16 protein-coding genes are annotated in these 19,944 nt (G+C 71.1%); 9 read left to right on the top strand and 7 right to left on the bottom strand.

Annotated elements, in window-relative coordinates:
• Positions 1-18 precede the first annotated feature (18 nt).
• Positions 19-1,341 carry an FAD-binding oxidoreductase gene (locus ACIQM0_RS02605; RefSeq protein WP_401282741.1) on the top strand — a complete coding sequence of 441 codons (1,323 nt, stop codon included), beginning with the start codon at positions 19-21 and terminating at the stop codon, positions 1,339-1,341.
• Here the strand turns inward: ACIQM0_RS02605 and ACIQM0_RS02610 are convergent.
• Complete coding sequence (locus ACIQM0_RS02610; protein ID WP_385037854.1) at positions 1,322-1,918, bottom strand: biotin transporter BioY; 597 nt, start codon at positions 1,916-1,918, stop codon at positions 1,322-1,324. The two genes, ACIQM0_RS02605 and ACIQM0_RS02610, sit on opposite strands and share 20 nt — an antisense overlap.
• Positions 1,919-2,307: 389 nt before the next feature.
• On the opposite strand from ACIQM0_RS02610, the gene ACIQM0_RS02615 reads away from it, so the two are divergent.
• Together ACIQM0_RS02615 and ACIQM0_RS02620 are read left to right on the top strand one after the other, a co-directional pair.
• Positions 2,308-3,741, top strand: coding sequence for an amino acid permease (locus ACIQM0_RS02615; protein WP_401282744.1), 1,434 nt, complete (start codon positions 2,308-2,310; stop codon positions 3,739-3,741).
• 205 nt (positions 3,742-3,946) lie between these two features.
• Complete coding sequence (locus tag ACIQM0_RS02620) at positions 3,947-4,588, top strand: superoxide dismutase (protein ID WP_401282747.1); 642 nt, start codon at positions 3,947-3,949, stop codon at positions 4,586-4,588.
• 134 nt (positions 4,589-4,722) lie between these two features.
• Here ACIQM0_RS02620 and ACIQM0_RS02625 read toward each other — a convergent pair whose 3' ends face one another.
• Positions 4,723-5,391, bottom strand: coding sequence for an O-methyltransferase (locus ACIQM0_RS02625; protein WP_401282750.1), 669 nt, complete (start codon positions 5,389-5,391; stop codon positions 4,723-4,725).
• A 102-nt stretch (positions 5,392-5,493) separates the two neighbouring features.
• Here ACIQM0_RS02625 and ACIQM0_RS02630 point away from each other — a divergent pair, with 102 nt between their 5' ends.
• Together ACIQM0_RS02630 and ACIQM0_RS02635 are read left to right on the top strand one after the other, a co-directional pair.
• Positions 5,494-6,333, top strand: coding sequence for an MOSC domain-containing protein (locus tag ACIQM0_RS02630; RefSeq protein ID WP_401282752.1), 840 nt, complete (start codon positions 5,494-5,496; stop codon positions 6,331-6,333).
• A gap of 132 nt (positions 6,334-6,465) precedes the next feature.
• On the top strand, positions 6,466-7,431 hold the full coding sequence (locus ACIQM0_RS02635) for an aldo/keto reductase (RefSeq protein WP_401282755.1): 966 nt from the start codon (positions 6,466-6,468) through the stop codon (positions 7,429-7,431).
• Positions 7,432-7,467: 36 nt separating this feature from the next.
• On the opposite strand, the gene ACIQM0_RS02640 is transcribed toward ACIQM0_RS02635, so the two are convergent.
• Together ACIQM0_RS02640 and ACIQM0_RS02645 are read right to left on the bottom strand one after the other, a co-directional pair.
• On the bottom strand, positions 7,468-8,931 hold the full coding sequence (locus tag ACIQM0_RS02640) for a pyridoxal phosphate-dependent decarboxylase family protein (RefSeq protein ID WP_401282759.1): 1,464 nt from the start codon (positions 8,929-8,931) through the stop codon (positions 7,468-7,470).
• A gap of 116 nt (positions 8,932-9,047) precedes the next feature.
• Entirely contained in the window at positions 9,048-9,506 is a 459-nt protein-coding gene (locus ACIQM0_RS02645) for a GNAT family N-acetyltransferase (protein WP_401282762.1), read from the bottom strand.
• A 59-nt stretch (positions 9,507-9,565) separates the two neighbouring features.
• Between ACIQM0_RS02645 and ACIQM0_RS02650 the strand changes: the two genes are divergently transcribed.
• The gene (locus ACIQM0_RS02650) at positions 9,566-10,099 is read left to right on the top strand and encodes a DUF4240 domain-containing protein (RefSeq protein ID WP_401282765.1); all 534 of its coding nucleotides are present in this window, start codon (positions 9,566-9,568) and stop codon (positions 10,097-10,099) included.
• Positions 10,100-10,166: 67 nt separating this feature from the next.
• Here ACIQM0_RS02650 and ACIQM0_RS02655 read toward each other — a convergent pair whose 3' ends face one another.
• Positions 10,167-10,817 carry a DsbA family protein gene (locus tag ACIQM0_RS02655; protein WP_401282768.1) on the bottom strand — a complete coding sequence of 217 codons (651 nt, stop codon included), beginning with the start codon at positions 10,815-10,817 and terminating at the stop codon, positions 10,167-10,169.
• A 134-nt stretch (positions 10,818-10,951) separates the two neighbouring features.
• Here ACIQM0_RS02655 and pepN point away from each other — a divergent pair, with 134 nt between their 5' ends.
• The 3 genes from pepN (at position 10,952) to ACIQM0_RS02670 (ending at position 18,347) form a co-directional block, all read left to right on the top strand.
• A complete protein-coding gene (gene pepN, locus ACIQM0_RS02660; RefSeq protein ID WP_401282771.1) occupies positions 10,952-13,549 on the top strand; it encodes an aminopeptidase N in 2,598 nt (865 codons plus the stop codon).
• A gap of 235 nt (positions 13,550-13,784) precedes the next feature.
• Entirely contained in the window at positions 13,785-14,852 is a 1,068-nt protein-coding gene (locus tag ACIQM0_RS02665; protein ID WP_401282773.1) for a hypothetical protein, read from the top strand.
• Positions 14,853-15,035: 183 nt separating this feature from the next.
• Complete coding sequence (locus ACIQM0_RS02670) at positions 15,036-18,347, top strand: S8 family serine peptidase (RefSeq protein WP_401282776.1); 3,312 nt, start codon at positions 15,036-15,038, stop codon at positions 18,345-18,347.
• 85 nt (positions 18,348-18,432) lie between these two features.
• Here the strand turns inward: ACIQM0_RS02670 and ACIQM0_RS02675 are convergent, their stop codons facing one another.
• Both ACIQM0_RS02675 and ACIQM0_RS02680 read right to left on the bottom strand, forming a co-directional pair.
• A complete protein-coding gene (locus ACIQM0_RS02675) occupies positions 18,433-18,813 on the bottom strand; it encodes a hypothetical protein (RefSeq protein WP_401282779.1) in 381 nt (126 codons plus the stop codon).
• A 501-nt stretch (positions 18,814-19,314) separates the two neighbouring features.
• Entirely contained in the window at positions 19,315-19,944 is a 630-nt protein-coding gene (locus tag ACIQM0_RS02680) for a hypothetical protein (RefSeq protein ID WP_401282782.1), read from the bottom strand.

The raw sequence follows: 19,944 nt of genomic DNA on the forward strand, positions 1-19,944 counted from the left end.
GACTGGAGAGCCTCCCCCATGACTGCCGACCCCGCCGGATCCCGGAACGACTTCCCGGCCGGCTTCCAGACCGGCTTCCCGATCCGCCCGGACCTCGTCGTCGAGGCCGCCGGGCCCGACGACGTACGTGACGCCGTGGCACGCGCCGCCGCGGACGGGCTCCGGGTCGCCGTCCACGCCACCGGGCACGGGCTGCCGGGCGCCGTCGAGGGCGGGGTCCTGATCAGTACCGCCCGGATGGACTCCGTACGGATCGACCCGGTGCGTCGCACCGCCACCGTCGGGGCGGGCACCACCTGGGGGCAGGTGATCGAGGCGGCGGCGCCGCACGGGCTCGCCCCGCTGAACGGCTCCGCCCCCGGAGTGGGCGCCGTCTCCTACACGCTGGGCGGCGGGCTGGGCATCCTGGCCCGGGAGTTCGGGTACGCCGCCGACCATGTGCGCTCGCTCGACGTGGTGACGGGCGACGGGGTGCTGCGTCATGTCACCCCGGAGGACGAGCCCGAGCTGTTCTGGGGGCTGCGCGGCGGCGGGCACCGGCTGGGCGTGGTGACGGGGCTGGAGACCGGCCTCGTCCCGGTGGCCCGGCTGTACGGCGGTTCGCTCGCCTTCGACGGGGACGGGGAGGCCGGTGCGCGGGTGCTCCGGCGCTTTCTGGAGTGGACCCGGACCGTGCCCGACACGCTGACGTCGTCGCTCTCCGCGCTCGTGTACCCGGACGCGCCGCAGATGCCGGAGGCGATGCGGGGCCGCTACGTCGTCTCCGTACGCGTCGCGTACACCGGCAGTGCGGCCGAGGGCGAACGCCTCGTCGCGCCGCTGCGGGAGATCGGGCCCGCAGCGGCGGACTCGCTGCGGGAGATGCCGTACGCCGACAGCCACACCATCCACAACGATCCGCCGTTCCCGCACGCGTACTACGGGGACGGGCTGATGCTGAGCGGGCTGGACCCCGAACGCGCGGTGCGGGTGCTGGAGCTGACCGGCCGGAAGGCCCCGATGATGACCGTGGTCCAGCTCAACCACCTGGGCGGTGCGCCGGCCACCGGCCCGGCGGCGGAGAACGCGGTGCCGTTCCGCGAGGCCGGATTCCTGCTGCGGCTGCTGTCACCGCTCGACGGTACGGACGTGGCCTCCGTCCGGGCCCTGTACGAGGAGGTGAGCGCCACCGTCGCGCCGCTCGCCCTGGGCCGTTCGCTGAACTTCTCCTTCGGCGGCGGGGACCGCACCGGGGGCTTCCACGACGCGAGGACACAGAAGAGGCTCGCCGGTCTGGTGTCGCGGTACGACCCGGCGAGCCTCTTCGGAGGGAGTTACGGCATCAGCCGCGACGGCCGATGAGCTTCCAGGACGCGGGCAGCGCGCCCATCGCGAGCGCCGCCTTGAGCGCGTCGCCGAGGAGGAACGGCGTCAGGCCGGCCGCGATCGCGGCGCTCGCCGACATCCCGGTGGACAGCGCCAGATAGGGCACACCGACCGCGTAGATGAGCGCGGAACCGAGCACCATGGTGCCCGCCGTGCGCAGCACGGAGCGGTCGCCGCCGCGGCGGGCGAGGCCGCCGACCACGGTCGCGGCGAGCAGCATCCCGAGCACGTAGCCGAACGAGGCACCGCCCGGACCGGAGCTGCCGGCCGAGAACCACGGCATGCCCGCCATACCGACGAGCGCGTACACGGCGAGGGCGAGGAAGCCGCGGCGGGCGCCGAGCGCGGTGCCGACCAGGAGCGCGGCGAAGGTCTGGCCGGTGACCGGGACCGGGGAGCCGGGGACCGGCACGGCGATCTGGGCGGCTATGCCGGTGAGCGCGGCGCCACCGAGCACCAGGGCGGTGTCCACGGCATAACGGTGCCGGGCGGCGGGCAGCAGGTCGGCGAGGACCGCTCCGGTGCGGACGGGGGCGGCGGCAGCAATGCTCATCGGGACTCCGCGAGGTGAGGGCAGGTGGGGACAGGGCTGAGCCCGACGCTATCCGACGGGCCATGCCCGATCACCATCAGCGGCCCACAAAGGGGTGGTTGAGGGATTGGTGGGATTCGCACAAAGTACGGCACACAATCATCCCTGGACGTGATGCTCATCACTGCGGTGGGAGTGGATCAACTCCCCGTGGACCGGGAAGGGCGTGGGGAGTCGACTGTTGACTCCCTCCAAACGGCCGACCGTTGCCCGAGCCCCGCTCCACGGAGCGGGGTGTGTGCCTTGTGTGAGCATGGTGCCCGTATTGCGGACATCCGTTCCACCTGAACGGTGCCCGCGTCCAGACTGGAACACGTCCCCCCACCTCACCGAACGAACAGAGTTCGTCCATGCCTCGGACCTCCGTGCCTCCCCCCACCGGCACCCCGGCCACCACCTCCGACCACGGGACCGACTCGGCCCTCACCCACGGACTCAAGCAGCGCCATCTCTCGATGATCGCCCTCGGCGGCGTCATCGGTGCCGGGCTGTTCGTCGGCTCCGGCGCGGGAATCGCGGCGGCCGGCCCCTCGATCGTCATCGCGTACGCCTGCTCCGGGCTGCTGGTCATGCTCGTGATGCGGATGCTCGGCGAGATGTCGGCGGCCAATCCGGCGTCCGGCTCCTTCTCCGTGCACGCCGAGCGGGCGATCGGGCCGTGGGCGGGGTTCACGGCGGGCTGGGCGTTCTGGGTGCTGCTCTGTGTCGCCGTGGGTCTCGAAGGGATCGGCGCGGCGAAGATCGTCACCGGCTGGCTGCCCGGAACTCCGGAGTGGGCCTGGGTGGCGCTGTTCATGGTGGTGTTCCTGGGGGCGAACCTGGCCTCTGTGACGAAGTTCGGCGAGTTCGAGTTCTGGTTCGCCGCGCTCAAGGTCGTCGCGATCACACTGTTCCTGGTGCTGGGCGTGCTGGCGATCCTCGGCGTCCTCCCGGACACGGACGCCCCCGGCACCGCCAACCTCAGCGGCGAGGGCGGGTTCATGCCGAACGGCTCCGAGGGGCTGGTCATCGGGCTGCTCGCCTCCGTCTTCGCGTACGGCGGTCTGGAGACCGTGACCATCGCCGCGGCCGAGTCCGAGAACCCGGTGCGGGGTGTCGCGAAGGCCGTGCGGACGGCGATGTGGCGGATCGCGCTCTTCTACGTCGGCTCGATGGCGGTCATCGTCACGCTGGTCCCGTGGGACGACCCGGAGGTCGTGGGGGTCGGCCCCTTCTACGCGGCCCTGGACCACCTCGGGATCAGCGGCGCCGCCGAGATCATGAACGTGGTCATCCTGGTGGCGCTGCTCTCCGCGATGAACGCCAACATCTACGGCGCCTCGCGCATGGCCTGCTCCCTGGTCGCCCGCGGCCAGGGCCCGAAGCGGCTCGGCAGGGTCTCGTCCGGCGTGCCGCGCCGCGCGGTCCTGGTCTCGTCGGTGTTCGGCTTCCTGTGCGTGCTGCTGAGCTACTGGCGCCCGGACGACGTCTTCCCCTGGCTGCTCAACATGACCGGCGCGGTGATCCTGGTCGTCTGGATCTTCATCGCCGTCTCCCAGCTGATCCTGCGCGCCCGGCTGGAGCGCGAGGAGCCGCAGAAGCTGGTGGTCCGGATGTGGCTGTTCCCGGGCCTGACGGTGGTGGCCCTGGCGGGCATGGCCGGCATCTTCTTCCTGATGCTCCGCCAGCCCGACACCCGCGACCAGCTGCTGGCGACGGGTGCGCTGACGGCGGTCCTGATCGCCATCGGCGTCCTACGGCAGCGGCGCTCCGCGACGCCGCCCCCGGGAGCGACGGACGCGTAACCCCGGCATACGGAAAACGCCGGGCGGGCCGGAGTGATCCGGCCCGCCCGGTGTTTTCCGTATGCCGGAGCGTGCGCCGGAATCGTCCATGGGAGACCCGGGTCCTACGCCGAAGGGCTGACCTCCCCTCAGCCACTGCTGCTGTTAGCCTGCTCTTGCATATAGGTTGCAATAACAACAGGACAGCAGCTGGAGGGTTCGAACCATGGCCACGTACACGCTCCCGGAACTCCCGTACGACTACGCGGCGCTCGAACCGGTCATCAATCCGCAGATCATCGAGCTCCACCACGACAAGCACCACGCCGCGTACGTGAAGGGCGCGAACGACACCCTGGAGCAGCTGGAGGAGGCGCGCGACAAGGAGGCCTGGGGAGCGGTCAACGGGCTCCAGAAAAACCTCGCGTTCCACCTCTCCGGCCACATCCTGCACTCGATCTACTGGCACAACATGACCGGTGACGGCGGCGGCGAGCCGCTGGCCGCGGACGGTGTCGGCGGCCTCGCGGACGCGATCACCGAGTCCTTCGGCTCCTTCGCGGGCTTCAAGTCCCAGCTGACGAAGGCCGCGGCCACCACGCAGGGCTCCGGCTGGGGCGTCCTCGCGTACGAGCCGGTCAGCGGCAAGCTGATCGTCGAGCAGGTCTACGACCACCAGGGCAACGTGGGCCAGGGCTCGGTCCCGGTCCTCGTCTTCGACGCCTGGGAGCACGCCTTCTACCTGCAGTACAAGAACCAGAAGGTCGACTTCATCGAGGCGATGTGGCGCGTCGTCAACTGGCAGGACGTGGCGAAGCGGTACGCGGCCGCCAAGGAGCGCGCGAACGTACTGCTGCTCGCCCCCTGACCGAGGAGCGCCGTGAACGTCCTGCCTCGTGATCGTCTTCTCAACCTTCACCGGGCAGGCGGATGAACGAAGGGCCCCCGCGAGGACATGACTCGCGGGGGCCCTTCCATGCCCGCACACCGGGCCGGCGCCGCCTACTCGGTGACCAGGGCCATCAGCAGCCCGTCGTACCCCTTGCCGCCGACGGTCTGCAGAGCGGTCGCGGTCAGGGTCGGCTCGGCCGCGACGCGTTCGGTGAACCGGCGCACCCCCCGCACCTTCGGGTCCTGGCTCCCGGCGTCGACCACCTCTCCGTCGCGTACGACGTTGTCGGCGACGATCAGGCTGCCGGGCCGGGTCAGCTTCAGCGACCAGGCCAGGTAGTCGGGGTTGCTCGGCTTGTCGGCGTCGATGAAGACGACGTCGAACGGCCCGTACCCCTGCTCCGCGAGCTCCGGCAGCGTGTCGAGGGCCGGGCCGACCCGGATCTCCACGACATCCGCCAGGCCGGCGCGCTCGATGTTCCGGCGCGCCACCTCGGCGCACTCCGGATCGGCTTCGAGCGTGACGACCCTGCCGCCCGCGGGCAGCGCGCGGGCCAGCCAGATGGTGCTGTATCCGCCCAGGGTGCCGATCTCCAGAACTGTGCGCGCCCCCTGGAGCCGGGCCAGCAGGTGCAGCAGCTTCCCCTGGTTGGCCGCGACCTGGATCGCCGGCAGCCCGGCCCTGTCACTGGCCTCCACGGCCGCTTCCAGAGCCTCGTCCGGGCCCAGCAGCAGAGCGTTGAAGTAGTCGTCGACCTCGGCCCACCGCGCCTGCGTCATGGCATGTTCCCCTCTCGGCACTGGTAAGTTCCTTAAAGGAACTTACCTCATGCGAGGTGAATGGGATGATGGCGGCTCAGTGTGTTTTCCGGAGAGGACATCATGACGATCACCGTGCGGGAGCTGGTGTACTACCCGGTCAAGGGCTGCGCGGGGACCTCCGCCGACTCCGCGCGGGTCATCGGGACCGGCCTCGAACACGACCGGACCTTCATGGTGGTGGACGCCGCAGAGGGCGCCTTCCGCAGTCAGCGCACGCACCCCGCGATGGCCGCGATCAAGGTCGGGATCCTGCGGTCCGGGGCGGTGCTGGCGCTCGCCGCCGAGGGCGTCGAACCCCTGCGCCTGGACGTCGTCCCGGACGGCCCGCGCCGCGACGTCAGCATGTTCGACCGCCCCCTCGGCGCGGCCATCGACCAGGGGGACACGGTCGCCGAATGGTTCTCCGACGTGCTGGGAGCCAAGTCCCGCCTGGTGCGGGCCGCCCCCGGCTTCGACCGGGACGGCTGGGGCGACACCCCCGGCAAGGTCAACTTCGCGGACGCGCACGCGGTGCTGGTGACCTCGACGGCCTCCCTGGACGACCTGAACGCCCGGATCGCCGCACGGGGCGACGCCGACGCCGTCCCGATGGACCGCTTCCGCCCCAACATCGTCCTGACCGGCAAGGACGAACCGCACTTCGAGGACCGGGTGCGGCGGATGACCCTGGGCTCCGTCGAGCTCGCCCACTCGGTACGGGCGACGCGGTGCAGCGTCCCGCTCGTCGACCAGCTCACCGGCCTCCGCAGGGGTCCGGAACCGGTCAGGACCCTGGCGACGTACCGGCGCGAGGCGGAGTACGGGAACCGGGTCAGTTTCGGCGTGAAGAACGCGGTGGTCCGCGAGGGCGTGGTGAGCGTCGGCGATCCGGTCACGGTCCAGGGCCTCGTCGGCCGGTGAGCGCACCCGTCCCTTCGGCCGGCGCGCCGAAAACCACCTGACCCCGGCGCGCGCGTCACCTATCGTCGACGTCATTTGCCGGTGCGGAGCCTGCTGCGCCGCCGGCCAGGGACGATGACGTGGAGGTTGATCGTGCGCTATCGCGAGCTGGGACGCAGTGGACTGCGGGTGTCCGAGATCGGCTACGGCGCGTGGGGCATCGGCGAGTCCAGCTGGGTGGGCGCGACGGAGGACGAATCCGTGCGCGCCCTCCACCGGGCCGTCGACCTCGGCGTGAACTTCATCGACACGGCACGCGGCTACGGCGAGAGCGAGCGCATCGTCGGTCAGGTCGTGCGGGAGCGGACCGGTGACGACGTACTGGTCGCGACCAAGGTGCCGCCGAAGAACGGGGTCTGGCCCCCGGCGGACGGCACGGACCCGGCGGCGGCGTTCCCGGGCGAGTACATCCGGACGAGCCTGGAGACCAGTCTGCGCGCCTCCGGCCTGGACCACTTCGACGTGCTGCAGTTCCACGTCTGGCACGACGAGTGGGTGGGGCGCGGGGACTGGCTGGAGACGGTCGCCGAGCTGAAGCGGGAGGGGAAGATCCGCCTGTTCGGGGTCTCGGTCAACGACCACCGGCCCGAGAGCGCGCTCGCGCTGGTCCGCAGCGGCGCGGTGGACAGCGTCCAGGTCATCTACAACGTGTTCGACCAGTCACCGGCCGACGAGCTGCTGCCGGCCTGCGAGGAGCACGGTGTCGGGGTCATCGTCCGGGTCGCCCTGGACGAGGGCGGGCTGACCGGCCGGATCACCGCCGGCACGACGTTCCCCGAGGGCGACTGGCGCAACCGCTACTTCCGTGACGACCGCCCGGCCCAGATCGAGCGGCGGGTGGCGGCGATCGTCGCGGACCTGGGCATCGAGCCGGACGCCGTCGCGGAGCACGCGCTGCGGTTCGTACTGAGTTCGCCCGCGGTCTCCACCGTCATCCCCGGAATGCGCAGCGTGCGCAACGTGGAGCGGAACACCGCGCTGAGCGACGGGCACCCGCTCACCCCGGACCAGCTCGGCGTGCTGGCCGGGCACCGGTGGGAGCGGAACTTCTACGCCTGAGCCGTCCGGCCGGGCCCGGTCTTCCGGATCCGCCCGTCAGATCCGGAAGACCGACCCCACGAACTCCGCGAGCAGCCGTTCCTTCAGCGGGCCGGGCAGGGCGTCCAGCAGGATCAGGACCGGGGCCATCCGGGCGGGCAGGCCGCCGTCGCCGGTGAGGCCCGCGAAGGCCAGGACCGCTTCGATCTCGTCCGGGCCGAGCTTCGACGGGTCGAGCCCGGCGGCCAGTCCGGCGAGGGCGGGGTCCACCTCGACCGGGGGCAGGGCGCGGGCCGCGCGCAGTGCCGCGTGGAGGTCGGTGAGCAGGGCGTCCACCTGGCCGACCGTGGCCGGGGTCAGGGTGAGGTGGAGGTTGGGCGGCAGCCCGTCGAAGGAGAGCTGCGGCTGGAGGTACCAGCCGCGCTCGCGCATCTCGTCCGCGAGGTGCAGCAGCAGGCTCAGTCCGGGCTCGCCGTCCGGCCCGTCCACGACCGTGAAGGCGACGAGCCCCACCGAGGGGTCGCCGAGCACCCGTACGTCCGCCGTCGCGCGCAGCCCCGCGAGCAGCCGGCCCGACGCCTCGGCGACCCGGGCGGCCAGTGCGGTGTAGCCGTCCTCGCCGACGTACCGGAGCACCGCCCACGCCTGGGCCAGCAGCCCCGCCGACTTGGTGCCCTGGACGGTCGGGTTGACGACCGGGTAGCCGGGCCAGCCCGCGTGGGCGAAGTACTGGTGGCGGCGGAGTCCGGCGTCCCGGTAGAGCACCACGGAGGCGCCCTTGTCCGCGTAGCCGTACTTGTGCAGGTCCACGGAGAGCGAGGTGACGCCGGGGACGGAGAGGTCGAACGGCGGTATCTCCTGTCCCGCGCGCCGCAGATGGGGCAGCAGCCAGCCGCCGATGCAGGCGTCCACATGGCACAGGACGCCCCGTTCCGCGGCGGCCGCGGCGATCTCGGGGACCGGGTCGATCACGCCGTGGGCGTACGAGGGTGCCGAGGCGACCACGAGGGCGGTGCGCGGGGTGATCGCGGCGGCCACGGCGGCGGCGTCGGCCCGGTACGTCGAGCGGTCCACGGGCACCACGACGGGTTCCAGACCCAGGTAGGCGGCGGCCTTGTGGAAGGCCGCGTGGGCGGTGGAGGGCAGGAGCAACTGGGGTTCGGTCACGCCGCGTTCGGCCTTGGCGTGGTCGCGGGCGGTCTTCACCGCCAGCAGGATCGACTCCGTACCGCCGCTGGTGAACGTGCCCTGCGCGCCGGACCCGCCCAGCAGCGCGGCCGCTGCGCCCACCACGTCGTTCTCCAGCCGGGCGACGCTCGGGAAGACCGTGGGGTCCAGGCCGTTGACGGTCGCGTACGCCGAGTACGCGGCGGCCGCCAGCTCGTCGAGGCCCTCCAGGCCCGCGTCGTAGACGTAGGCGAAGGTCCGGCCGCCCCGGGTGGGGGCGTCGGCGCCGCGCAGGGCGCCGAGTTCCGCGAGTACGTCGGCGACGGGGACGGCGGGTGCGGGATCGGTCGGCATGGCGGGCTCTTCCTGGGAGGTGGAGCGGGGTCAGTCCGGTTCCGGAGTCACGTCCGTACGGACGTCGGCTGCCATGCCGCCGATCATGAAGGAGGGTTCGAGCCCGCGGCAAGGGTTCAGCGTGACGTGAGGGTGAACTCCAGCAGCGGCAGCTCGCGGCCCGGGACCGAGCCGGACGGTGTCACTCCGATGCGGACCGCGCCCATGCCGAGGTAGAACCCCTCCGCGTTCGGATCGGCGTCGATCGTGAAGCGTGCGAGGCCGATCCGCCCGGCCTCCTCGACGACGTGTCCGAAGAGCAGGCGGCCCACGCCGCGCCCCAGCGCGTCCGGTTCGGCGAACATCATGCCGAGCACGCCGACGGGCGGCTTCCCCTCCAGCGTGGTGAAGCCGAGGACCCGGCCGTCCTCCTCGGCGACCGCGGTCCGGCGGGGGCCGATGTCGGCCGGGGCCATGGTCAGTTCGTCGCGGCAGGCGGCGATGAACGCCTCGTCGTAACCCCAGTGCGCCTTGGAGCGCAGGGCGAGCGCGGTCAGTTCCGCGGCTTCGGACGGGCGTCCGGGACGGACTCTCATACGGTTCTCCGTTCGCTCGGCCGGTGCGCTGTCAGACCCCTCCGGCATGCTTCACCTCCATGGACACCAAGGACTTCTGGAAGCTGATCGACGACGCCCGCGCCCTGGTCACGGACCCGGCGGACACGGAGGCCGTGGCCGACCGGATCGCGGATCTGCTCGCCCAACGGCCGGCGCACGACATCGTCGCCGCTCAGCAACTGCTGTGGGGTCTGATGGCCGCCTCCTACCGGGCCCCGCTCTGGGCCGCGGCGTACACGATAAACGGCGGATGCTCCGACGACGGGTTCGACTACTTCCGGGGCTGGCTGATCGGCCAGGGCCGTGACGTGTTCGAGCGGGTGGTCGCGGATCCGGACACGCTGGCGGAGCTGCCCGAGGTGAAGGAGGTCGCGGCCGATTACGAGGAGCTGGAGTGCGAGCGGATGCTCGGGGTCGCGTGGGCCGCGTACCGCCGGGTGACGGGCGAGGAGCTGCCCCCGGGCTCGTTCACCGTCGAGTTCCCCGCCCTGGACCCGGAGTGGGACTTCGACTTCGACGACGAGGAGGAGATGGCGGGGCGGCTGCCGAAGCTGGACGCGCTGTACGGATGAGGACACGCCGTACGGGTGGGACTGCGGGGTGCGGGCTCCGCGACGCACGGTGCCCGCACCCCGGGGATCAGCTGAAGTCGGGCCCGGCCGTCCGGGTCCGCTTGATCTCGTAGAAGCCGGGGATCGACGCGACCAGCAGCGTGCCGTCCCACAGCTTCGCCGCCTCCTCGCCCTTCGGGGCGGGGGTGACGACCGGGCCGAAGAAGGCGATCTGCTCGCCGTCGGAGCCGGGCACGGCGATGACCGGGGTGCCGACGTCCTGGCCGACCTTGTCGATGCCCTCCTTGTGGGAGGCGCGCAGCTCGGCGTCGTAGGCGTCGGAGTCCGCGTACTCCGCGAGCTCGGCCGGCAGGCCGACGTCTTCCAGGGCGCCCACGATCGCCTCGCGGGTCGGGCCCTCGCCCTGGTTGTGGAAGCGGGTGCCGAGCGCCGTGTAGAGGGGGCCGACGACGTCGTCGCCGTGCTTCTGCTGGGCGGCGATCACCACGCGGACCGGGCCCCAGGCCTTGTTCTCCAGGAGGTCGCGGTACTCCTCGGGCAGTTCGTCGATCCGGTCCTCGTTGAGTACCGCGAGGCTCATCACGTGCCAGCGGACCTCGACGTCGCGGACCTTCTCCACCTCCAGCATCCAGCGGGAGGTCATCCAGGCCCAGGGGCAGAGCGGGTCGAACCAGAAATCGGCGGGGATCTTGCGGGTTGCCGTGCTGTTCTCAGACATGTCTCTCCTCAGGCGGACCGATCTCCATCTGTGCGCGAGAACACCGCGGGACGCTCCGGCCATTCCCGCATGCCGGGGCGGGAAGCGGCATGGGAGGATCAAAGTATTCGAACGTGACACAAAGGAGTGTGCTCGTGCCAGGTGAAAACCTGTCCCGCGACGAGGCCCGCGAGCGGGCCGAGCTGCTGACCGTCGACGGTTACGACGTCGAGCTCGACGTCCGGTCCGCCGTCGGTGAGCCCGACGGGGACGGCGGACCGGACTCCGGTCCGCGGACATTCCGCTCGGTGACCACGATCCGGTTCCGCACGGCGCGCGCCGGTGCGTCGACCTTCGCCGACCTGATCGCGCCGGCCGTGGACGCGGTGACGCTGAACGGCACGGCGCTGGACCCGGCGGCCGTCTTCGACGGGAACCGGGTGGCGCTGACGGACCTGCCGGAGGGCGACCACGTCCTGGTGGTGGACGCGCGGTGCGCGTACAGCCGGACCGGCGAGGGGATGCACCGCTTCGTCGACCCGGAGGACGGCGAGGTCTACCTCTACACGCAGTACGAGCCGGCGGACTCGCGGCGCGTCTTCGCCAACTTCGAGCAGCCCGACCTCAAGGCCCCCTTCCGCTTTCGGGTGACGGCGCCGGAGGCGTGGACGGTCTGGAGCAACGGGGCCGAGGAGTCGCGGGAGGGCGGGGTCTGGCGGTTCGCCGAGACGAAGCCGATCTCCACGTACATCACGGCGGTCGTGGCCGGCCCGTACCACTACGTGACCGACTCCTACACCCGTACCTTCGACGACGGCACGAAGCTGGAGATCCCGCTCGGCGCGCTGTGCCGCAAGGGGCTCGCCCGGCACTTCGACGCCGACGACGTCTTCCTGATCACCAAGCAGGGCCTGGACTTCTTCCACGACAACTTCGACTACCCGTACCCGTTCGGGAAGTACGACCAGGCGTTCGTGCCCGAGTACAACCTCGGCGCGATGGAGAACCCGGGCTGTGTCACGTTCCGCGAGGAGTACATCTTCCGCGGGAAGGTGACGCAGGCGGCGTACGAGGGCCGGGCCAACGTCATCCTGCACGAGATGGCGCACATGTGGTTCGGCGACCTCGTCACCATGCAGTGGTGGGACGACCTGTGGCTCAAGGAGTCGTTCGCCGACTTCATGGGGGTCTTCGCCATGGTGGAGTCGACCCGGTTCAAGGACGGCTGGATCACCTTCGCGAACAACCGCAAGGCCTGGGCCTACCGCGCCGACCAGCTGCCGTCCACCCACCCGGTCACGGCCGACATCCGTGACCTGGAGGACGCCAAGCTGAACTTCGACGGCATCACCTACGCCAAGGGCGCCTCGGTGCTCAAGCAGCTGGTGGCCTACGTCGGACGGGACGCGTTCCTGGAGGGCGCCCGGCGCTACTTCAAGAAGCACGCGTACGGCAACACCCAGCTGGGCGACCTGCTGTCGGTGCTCGCCGAGACGTCCGGGCGGGACATGACCGGCTGGTCGCGCTCCTGGCTGCAGACCGCGGGCGTCAACTCGCTCACCCCGCTGGTGACGTACGACGCCGCGGACCGGATCACCGAGCTCGCCGTCCTCCAGGAGGCGGCCGACTCGCACCCGGAGCTGCGCCCGCACCGCGTCGCGGTCGGTCTGTACCGGCGCGACACCGACGGCGCCCTGGTGCGTTACGCACGGGCCGAGGTCGACGTGGCGGGGCCGCGCACCGTGATCGGGGAGCTGGCCGGGGCCGAGCGGCCCGAGCTGATCCTCGTCAACGACGACGACCTGACGTACTGCAAGGTCCGCTTCGACGAGGTGTCGCTGACCACGCTCCGCTCGCACCTCGGTGACATCACGGACCCGCTCGCGCGGGCGCTGTGCTGGTCGGCGCTGTGGAACCTGACCCGGGACGGCCTGATGCCGGCCCGTGACTTCATCTCGCTGGTGCTGGACTTCTCCGGCCGCGAGACGGACATCGGCGTCCTGCAGATGCTGCACGCCTGGACCCGGACCGCGCTGGTGCACTACGCGGCGCCCGGGTGGCGCGAGGAGGGCGGCCGGGCGCTGGCCGAGGGCGCGCTGCGCGAGCTGCGGCTCGCGGTGCCGGGCAGTGAGCACCAGCTGGCCTGGGCCCGGTTCTTCGCGGCGGTCGCCGCGTCGGACACGGACTTCCAGCTGCTGTCCGGGCTGCTCGGCGGGACGGCCCGGATCGACGGGCTCGACGTCGACCAGGAGCTCCGCTGGGCGTTCCTCTCCCCGCTGGCCTCGCACGGGCCGGCCGACGAGTCGGTGATCGGTGCCGAGCTGGCCCGCGACGACACGGCGTCCGGCAAGCGCCACCAGGTGCGGTGCCTGGCCTCGCGGCCGTCGGCCGCGGTCAAGGCGCAGGCCTGGGCGGGTGTCGTGGAGTCGGACGCGCTGTCCAACGCGCTGGTGGAGGCCACCATCGCGGGCTTCGCGCAGCCGTCGCAGCGAGAGCTGCTGGCGCCTTACGCGGCCCGGTACTTCGAGGTGATCGAGCGGGTGTGGGCCGAGCGGTCGATCCAGATCGGGATGGCCGTGGTGAAGGGCCTGTTCCCGGCGCTTCAGGATGATCCCTCGACGCTGGACGCGACGGACGCGTGGCTGGCGGCGCACGCGGACGCGGCGCCCGCGCTGCGGCGGCTGGTGCTGGAGGCCCGGGACGACCTCGCCCGCGGGCTGCGGGCGCAGGAGTGCGACGCCGCGACGGCCTGACGGTTTCCCGGCCCGTCCGGCGAGGGGTTCGCGCCCCGGCCGCCGGACGGGTCGCGGGAGCGCGGGAGGGGCGCCCGGCGGGGGCGGGCGCGCCCCTGCGGACGGTTCGCAATCCCTGGCGGGACGGGCCTTTTCGACTGTCGAACGGCCGTACTTCTGGACGGCGTTGTCCTGGAATGTCGACGGGCCTGTAACAGGGGTTACGGCCCCGGCGGCGCGCGGGATACCCCGGAGCATGACCCAGAACACCCCGCTCCCTCCCCGCCACCTCCGTACCACCGCCGATGTGCGGCAACGCGTACTGTCCGCCGCCCAGTTGAGGGACCGCGGCGTCTCCGCCGCACAGGCCGCCGGGCAGTGCCGTGCCGGTGGCCCGTGGCAGCAGCCGCTGCCCGGTGTCTATGTGCTGCACCCGGGGCCGCTCACCGGCCCGGAGCGGCTGCGGTCCGCGCTGCTGCACGCGGGACGCCCGGCGGTCTCCGGCCGGCGGGCCGTGCCGGAGCGGACCGACGGCAGCGATCCCGCGTACGGCGAGGCGATGGTCACCGGGCTCGCCGCGCTCTCGCTGCACGGGTTCGCCGCGGCGCCGCCCGCCGTCTCGCTGGACCGGATCGACGTACTGGTGCCGCGGGTCCGGCGGCTGCGGTCGGTCCGGTACGTCCGCCTGGTGCGGACGTCCGAGCTGCCGGAGCCCGAGCTGCTGGACGGGCTGCCGGTGGCCCCGGTGGCCCGCGCGCTGGCGGATGCGGTCGCCGGGCTCGCCGACGCCTTCGTCGTGCGCCGGCTGCTCACCGAGGCGGTCCGCGACGGTCACTGCGAACCGGCCGTCGTGGTGGGTGAGCTGAACCGGGCCAAGGTCCTCGGCCGCCCCCAGGTGGTGAACGCGGTGGAGTCGCTGCTCGCCGAGAGCCGGGCCCTGGCGGAGGGCCGGCTGTACGACCTGGTGCGGGGGTACGAGCTCCCGGAACCGCTGTGGAACGTGGACCTGCGCCTGCCCGGCGGCCCGCATCTGGGCGGGGTCGACGCCTACTGGCCCGAGGAGGCCGTCGCCCTCGAACTGGACACCAGGGCCCCGCGGTACGGCCGGATCGGCGAGGACCGCCGGCAGGAGGAGCACGACGCGGAGTGGGCCGGGTACGCCGCCCGGCGCGAGCACCTGGAACGGCTCGGGGTCACCGTCGTCCACCTCTCCCCGAGGAAGCTGCGCGACGCCCTGGAGCAGCAGGCGGTCGTGGTGCGGACGGCGCTGATGGCGGCGGCCGCCCGCGAGCCGGCCGCGCACGTGGTGATCCTGCCCCGGTGAGGTTCGCGGTGCGGGATCGCCACGTAACCACCGCTTCGTCCCGTGTGGCACTTCGGCACCGGTGGCGGAAGTCCGCCATGTTCACAACTTGCGCACCACAACTCTCCACAAACCCCTGTCATTTACGAAAGGGTGAGCGGTCATCCGGTACCGATTTCCGGACTTTCACTTTCACATACAGGGATGCTGATGACCTCCGAATCCCCCGGTTACATACCCGGAGCGAGACGCGCGGCCCGAGTAGCGGCCGCCGCCGGTCTGGTGGCCGCACTGGCCGCCACCGGTGTCGCCCCCGTCTTCGCCGCCGACGACCCGGCCACCGCCCCCGTCAAGGCCGCCGCGGGCAACGCCACGGCGGACAAGCTCGGCACCGCCGACGCCGCCGTGCTCGCCAAGGCGCGGGCCAAGGGCGAGAAGAACATCACGATGATGGTCGCCACCGCCCCCGGTGCGACCGAGCAGGTCACCAAGCAACTGGACGCCGTCAAGGGCTCCGTGCTGGGACGTGCGTACGACAAGCTCGGGTACGTACGGGTGACCGTGCCGACCGCGAGCGCCGAGGCCACCATCAAGGCGGCGTCGAAGCTCAGCTCCGTCCACGGCATCGATCTCAAGCAGGAGATCATGCTGGACGACCCGACCCCCGCGGCCGACCGGGCGACCGGCACCAAGGCCAAGGCGAAGTCGACGGGCAGCTACGCGGCCCCGAACAAGAAGACTCCGGCGAAGAACCCGTACAACCCGTCGTTCGAGACGGGTGCGGTCGACTTCGTCAAGCAGCACCCGAAGGCCGACGGCCGCGGGATCACCATCGGCGTCCTGGACGCGGGTGTGGACCTCGGTCACCCCGCGCTGCAGAAGACCACCACCGGCGAGCGCAAGGTCACCGACTGGGTGACGGCCACCGACCCGGTCAGTGACGGCGACGGCACCTGGCTGCGGATGACGGACGCCGTGTCCGGCCCGACGTTCACCTACAAGGGCCGCACCTACTCCGCGCCCAAGGGCTCGTACCGGATCAGCCTGTTCGCCGAGGCCGCCACCAAGGGTGGCGACATGGCGGGCGACCTGAACCGCGACGGTGACACCACCGACGTGTGGGCCGTGCTGTACGACCCGGTCACCGGCAGCACCCGGGTGGACCTGAACAACAACGCCGACTTCAGCGACGACGCCGTCCTGAAGCCGTACAAGGAGAAGCACCAGGTCTCCTACTTCGGCAAGGACGACCCGCGCACCGATGTCGTCGAGCGCATCCCGTTCGTCGTCGAGACCCGTAAGAGCGTCGTGTACAACGCCGCCGGGGACACCTCCGACTACGTCAGCATCGGTGTCATCGAGTCCGAGCACGGCACGCACGTCGCGGGCATCACCGCCGCGAACGGCCTGTTCGGCGGCAAGATGAACGGTGCCGCGCCCGGCGCGAAGATCGTCTCCTCGCGCGCCTGCACCTGGTCCGGCGGCTGCACCAACATCGCGCTGACCGAGGGCATGATCGACCTCGTCGTGAACCGCGGTGTCGATGTCGTCAACATGTCGATCGGCGGCCTGCCGCCGCTGAACGACGGCAACAACGCCCGCGCGGAGCTGTACAAGCGGCTCATCGACATCTACGGCGTCCAGCTGGTCATCTCGGCCGGCAACGACGGTCCGGGCGTCAACACCATCGGTGACCCCGGTCTGGCCGACCACGTCATCTCGGTCGGCGCGTCCATCTCCAAGGAGACCTGGGCCGCCAACTACGGCTCCGGCGTCACCAAGAAGTACGACATGATGCCGTTCTCCTCGCGCGGTCCGCGTGAGGACGGCGGCTTCACGCCGACGCTGACGGCGCCCGGTGCGTCGATCAACTCGACGCAGACCTGGCTGCCCGGTTCGCCGGTCGCCGAGGCGGGCTACTCGCTTCCGGCCGGTTACTCCATGCTCCAGGGCACGTCGATGGCCTCCCCGCAGGCCGCCGGCGCGACGGCGCTGCTGCTGTCCGCCGCGAAGCAGAAGCACATCGAGCTGCCCCCGGCCGATCTGCGCACGGCGCTGACCAGCACCGCCACCCAGATCAAGGGAGTGCCCGCGCACGCCCAGGGTGCCGGTCTGATCGACATCATCGCCGCCTGGAAGCAGATCCAGAAGAAGGGCGCCCCGGCGCACGAGTACACGGTCAAGGCGCCGGTCGACACCGCGATCGACTTCGCGCTGAAGACCCCGGGCTTCGGCACCGGTCTGTACGACCGCGAGGGCGGCCTCAAGGCCGGCCAGAAGAAGTCGTACGACGTCACGGTCACCCGCACCACGGGCCCGGACAAGAACGTCAAGCACAAGCTGTCGTGGAAGTACAACGACGGCACCTTCAAGCTGACCGGCGACAAGAACGTCTCACTGCCGCTCGGCAAGCCGGTGACGGTCAAGGTCCAGGCGAAGCCGGGCAGCGCGGGCGTGCACAGCGCGATCCTCGAGCTCGACGACGCGAAGACCTCCGGGGTGGACCAGCAGATCCTCACCACGGTCGTCGTCGCCAAGGACCTGGTGAAGCCGGGTTACGCGTTCAAGGCGTCCGGTTCGGTGCAGCGCAACAGCACCACGTCGTACTTCGTGAACGTGCCGGAGGGCGCCAAGACCCTTGAGGTCGCGATGAGCGCCCTGCGCTCGGGCAGCCAGACCCGCTTCATCTCCATCCACCCGTACGGGGTCGCGGTGGAGGACAGCGGGACGCCGTTCTGCTACCCGAACTACGAGAACCCGGCCAACACCTGCCGCCCCGACGTGCGCTCGTACGCCGACCCGCAGGCCGGTGTCTGGGAGATCGAGGTCGAGGCCCGGCGTACGTCGCCGCTGCTGGACAACCCGTACAAGCTGGATGTCTCGCTGCTCGGCGCGACCTTCGACCCGGCGGTACAGACCATCGCCGAGGCGAAGATCGGCACCCCGGCCGCGGTGGACTGGACGGTCACCAACAACGCGGGTGACCTGGCGGGCAAGCTCAAGGGCGGCTCGCTGGGCTCGGCCGATGTCCAGCGTCCGTCGATCTCCACGGGTGGCGAGTACACCCAGGAGGTCACCATCGGTGAGGGCGTCGAGAAGCTGGACGTCGCCATCGGCTCCACCACGGACGCCAACGCCGACCTCGACCTGTACGTCTACAAGGGTGCCGCCCAGGTGGGCTCCTCCACCACGGCCGGCTCCGAGGAGTCGGTCAGTCTGGTGAAGCCAGCGGCCGGCACGTACACGGTGGTCGTCGAGGGCTACGACGTCCCCGCCGGGACCACGCAGTTCGACTACCGCGACGTGTACTACTCGCCGTCGCTCGGCAGGATCTCCGTCGACGAGTCGAAGGCCGTGAACCTGGCCGCCGGCGCATCCGCGCAGGTCGGTGCCGAGGTCGCGGTCGCCGGGGCGGCCCCCGAGGGCCGGCAGTTCTTCGGCGAGGTCCAGCTGGTGAACGCACGGGGCACCGCCGCGGGCACCGGCAGCGTCGTGATCGAGAAGGTCGCGCCGTAGCACGACCGGGCCGGTCCACGGCCCGGTGACGACACGGGGCGGGTGCTCGGACCGAGCACCCGCCCTGCGTCGTTCATGGCCCGGATCAGCTGCGGATTCCTCCGATGTTGATGTCGCAGACCCGCTCGATGAACTCGCCCACGGCGTAGCTGGACGCGCGTGCCGCCTCCTCGGCCTCCGGCTCCGGGTGGTCGTACCAGCTGAGCAACCGGCCGAAGCCGGCCGAGACGCCCTCCGGGGCGGCCCCCTCCAGGTCCTCGATGATGTGGTGCCGCGTGTGCGGGGTGAGCTCGCCGGTCCGTCCGAAGTCCAGAGGCGCAGCCGTCTCACAGAACTCCGCGTGACCGGCCGAGGACCTGAACCTCTCCTCCTCGGATTCCCTGGTGACCAGGAATCCCGTGACCGCGCACGCCGCCACCACGACCGTGGCCGCCACCACCGCCACGCGCCCTCTGCCGCCGCTCATCGGCTTCCTCATCAGGTCCCCGCCCTGATCGCGTTCAGGTCGTGCTGATCGAAGTGCGTGGGCCAGATGCTCACGCGCATGCAGGAGTTGTTGTCGGTGTCGGCGCCCGCGGAACGGTGTCCGAGATCCCCCGTGTGCCCGAACTCGTGGCACCCGAGACCGCGCCACTGGGACGCGCTCTTGGAATACGTCGTGTTCAGGCGCACTCGGATGACGTCGCACGAGGTCCACAGCGCGTTCCAGCCGGTGCAGTCGGTCCGGCCGTGCCATCCCGTATCCCCGTAGGCACCGTCGTAGACCTCGTACCGACTTCCGAGTAGACGCCCGCTACGGCCGGAGCGGTCATCCGTCTTCCACTCATGAAGAACTCCCCACCCTATGCGCCGAGCACATCCGTGCTCGGAATATCGCGGGGCTGATTCAGCGGGTGGTGACGTGTATCGGTCAACAAGAATTTTTATCGAGGGCCTCGCTCTCGGAGAGAGCGACCAGAAACAGTCGTCAGCCGGGTCCGTCACACGTAAGGTCTCTGGATCCCTCGCGGGCCGCCGTCAGCCATTCCCATGCCTCTGCCCGTTCTTTACCGAGGAAATAGAGAGGAGGCTCGCCCTGAAAGGTTGAAACAGCCACCACGACCGCAGTACCCCGGTCGAACATTCCGCTCTCACCCTTCGGGACGGTGAACTCGGTCTCCCTCGGCCCGTCGTCGGGTTTCAGGTACCGGTCGACCTCCAGCACCACCCGCGCGTTCTCCCCCGCGGGTTCTGTACGGATCACCGAGCCTTCCGCCACCACGAGCGAGCAGGCCACGATGCCCTCCCTCGTGAGCTTGGCATCACTGTCGGCCGACGGATGGGCGATCTGCCACTGCAGGGCGATCCCGGCCAGACAGGCCGCGAGGACCACTCCCGCGGCCGACGCGATCTTCCGGCCCCGGGTCCACCGGACGGGAGTGGGGACGGTCTCCCCGCCTGCCTCCATCGCCAGTCGGTCCCCGATCATCCGCAGGTGCTCACCGAGTACCCGCATGTCCTGGGCGGCAGCCGCGTGCCGAGCCGCCGCCGGACCGCTCGCGGGGGACGGCTCACCCATGAGTACGGCCATCAGTTCGTCGGACGCTTCCGTATCCAC

Source organism: Streptomyces sp. NPDC091387, from assembly GCF_044756945.1.
In the GTDB taxonomy this organism is placed as follows: domain Bacteria; phylum Actinomycetota; class Actinomycetes; order Streptomycetales; family Streptomycetaceae; genus Streptomyces.

Bases quoted from the DNA above. Each gene is read 5' to 3' on its own strand.
- ACIQM0_RS02605 (WP_401282741.1), top strand. From the start codon at position 19: ATGACTGCCGACCCCGCCGGATCCCGGAACGACTTCCCGGCCGGCTTC.
- ACIQM0_RS02610 (WP_385037854.1), bottom strand. From the start codon at position 1,918: ATGAGCATTGCTGCCGCCGCCCCCGTCCGCACCGGAGCGGTCCTCGCC.
- ACIQM0_RS02615 (WP_401282744.1), top strand. From the start codon at position 2,308: ATGCCTCGGACCTCCGTGCCTCCCCCCACCGGCACCCCGGCCACCACC.
- ACIQM0_RS02620 (WP_401282747.1), top strand. From the start codon at position 3,947: ATGGCCACGTACACGCTCCCGGAACTCCCGTACGACTACGCGGCGCTC.
- ACIQM0_RS02625 (WP_401282750.1), bottom strand. From the start codon at position 5,391: ATGACGCAGGCGCGGTGGGCCGAGGTCGACGACTACTTCAACGCTCTG.
- ACIQM0_RS02630 (WP_401282752.1), top strand. From the start codon at position 5,494: ATGACGATCACCGTGCGGGAGCTGGTGTACTACCCGGTCAAGGGCTGC.
- ACIQM0_RS02640 (WP_401282759.1), bottom strand. From the start codon at position 8,931: ATGCCGACCGATCCCGCACCCGCCGTCCCCGTCGCCGACGTACTCGCG.
- ACIQM0_RS02645 (WP_401282762.1), bottom strand. From the start codon at position 9,506: ATGAGAGTCCGTCCCGGACGCCCGTCCGAAGCCGCGGAACTGACCGCG.
- ACIQM0_RS02650 (WP_401282765.1), top strand. From the start codon at position 9,566: ATGGACACCAAGGACTTCTGGAAGCTGATCGACGACGCCCGCGCCCTG.
- ACIQM0_RS02655 (WP_401282768.1), bottom strand. From the start codon at position 10,817: ATGTCTGAGAACAGCACGGCAACCCGCAAGATCCCCGCCGATTTCTGG.
- ACIQM0_RS02665 (WP_401282773.1), top strand. From the start codon at position 13,785: ATGACCCAGAACACCCCGCTCCCTCCCCGCCACCTCCGTACCACCGCC.
- ACIQM0_RS02670 (WP_401282776.1), top strand. From the start codon at position 15,036: ATGCTGATGACCTCCGAATCCCCCGGTTACATACCCGGAGCGAGACGC.
- ACIQM0_RS02675 (WP_401282779.1), bottom strand. From the start codon at position 18,813: ATGAGCGGCGGCAGAGGGCGCGTGGCGGTGGTGGCGGCCACGGTCGTG.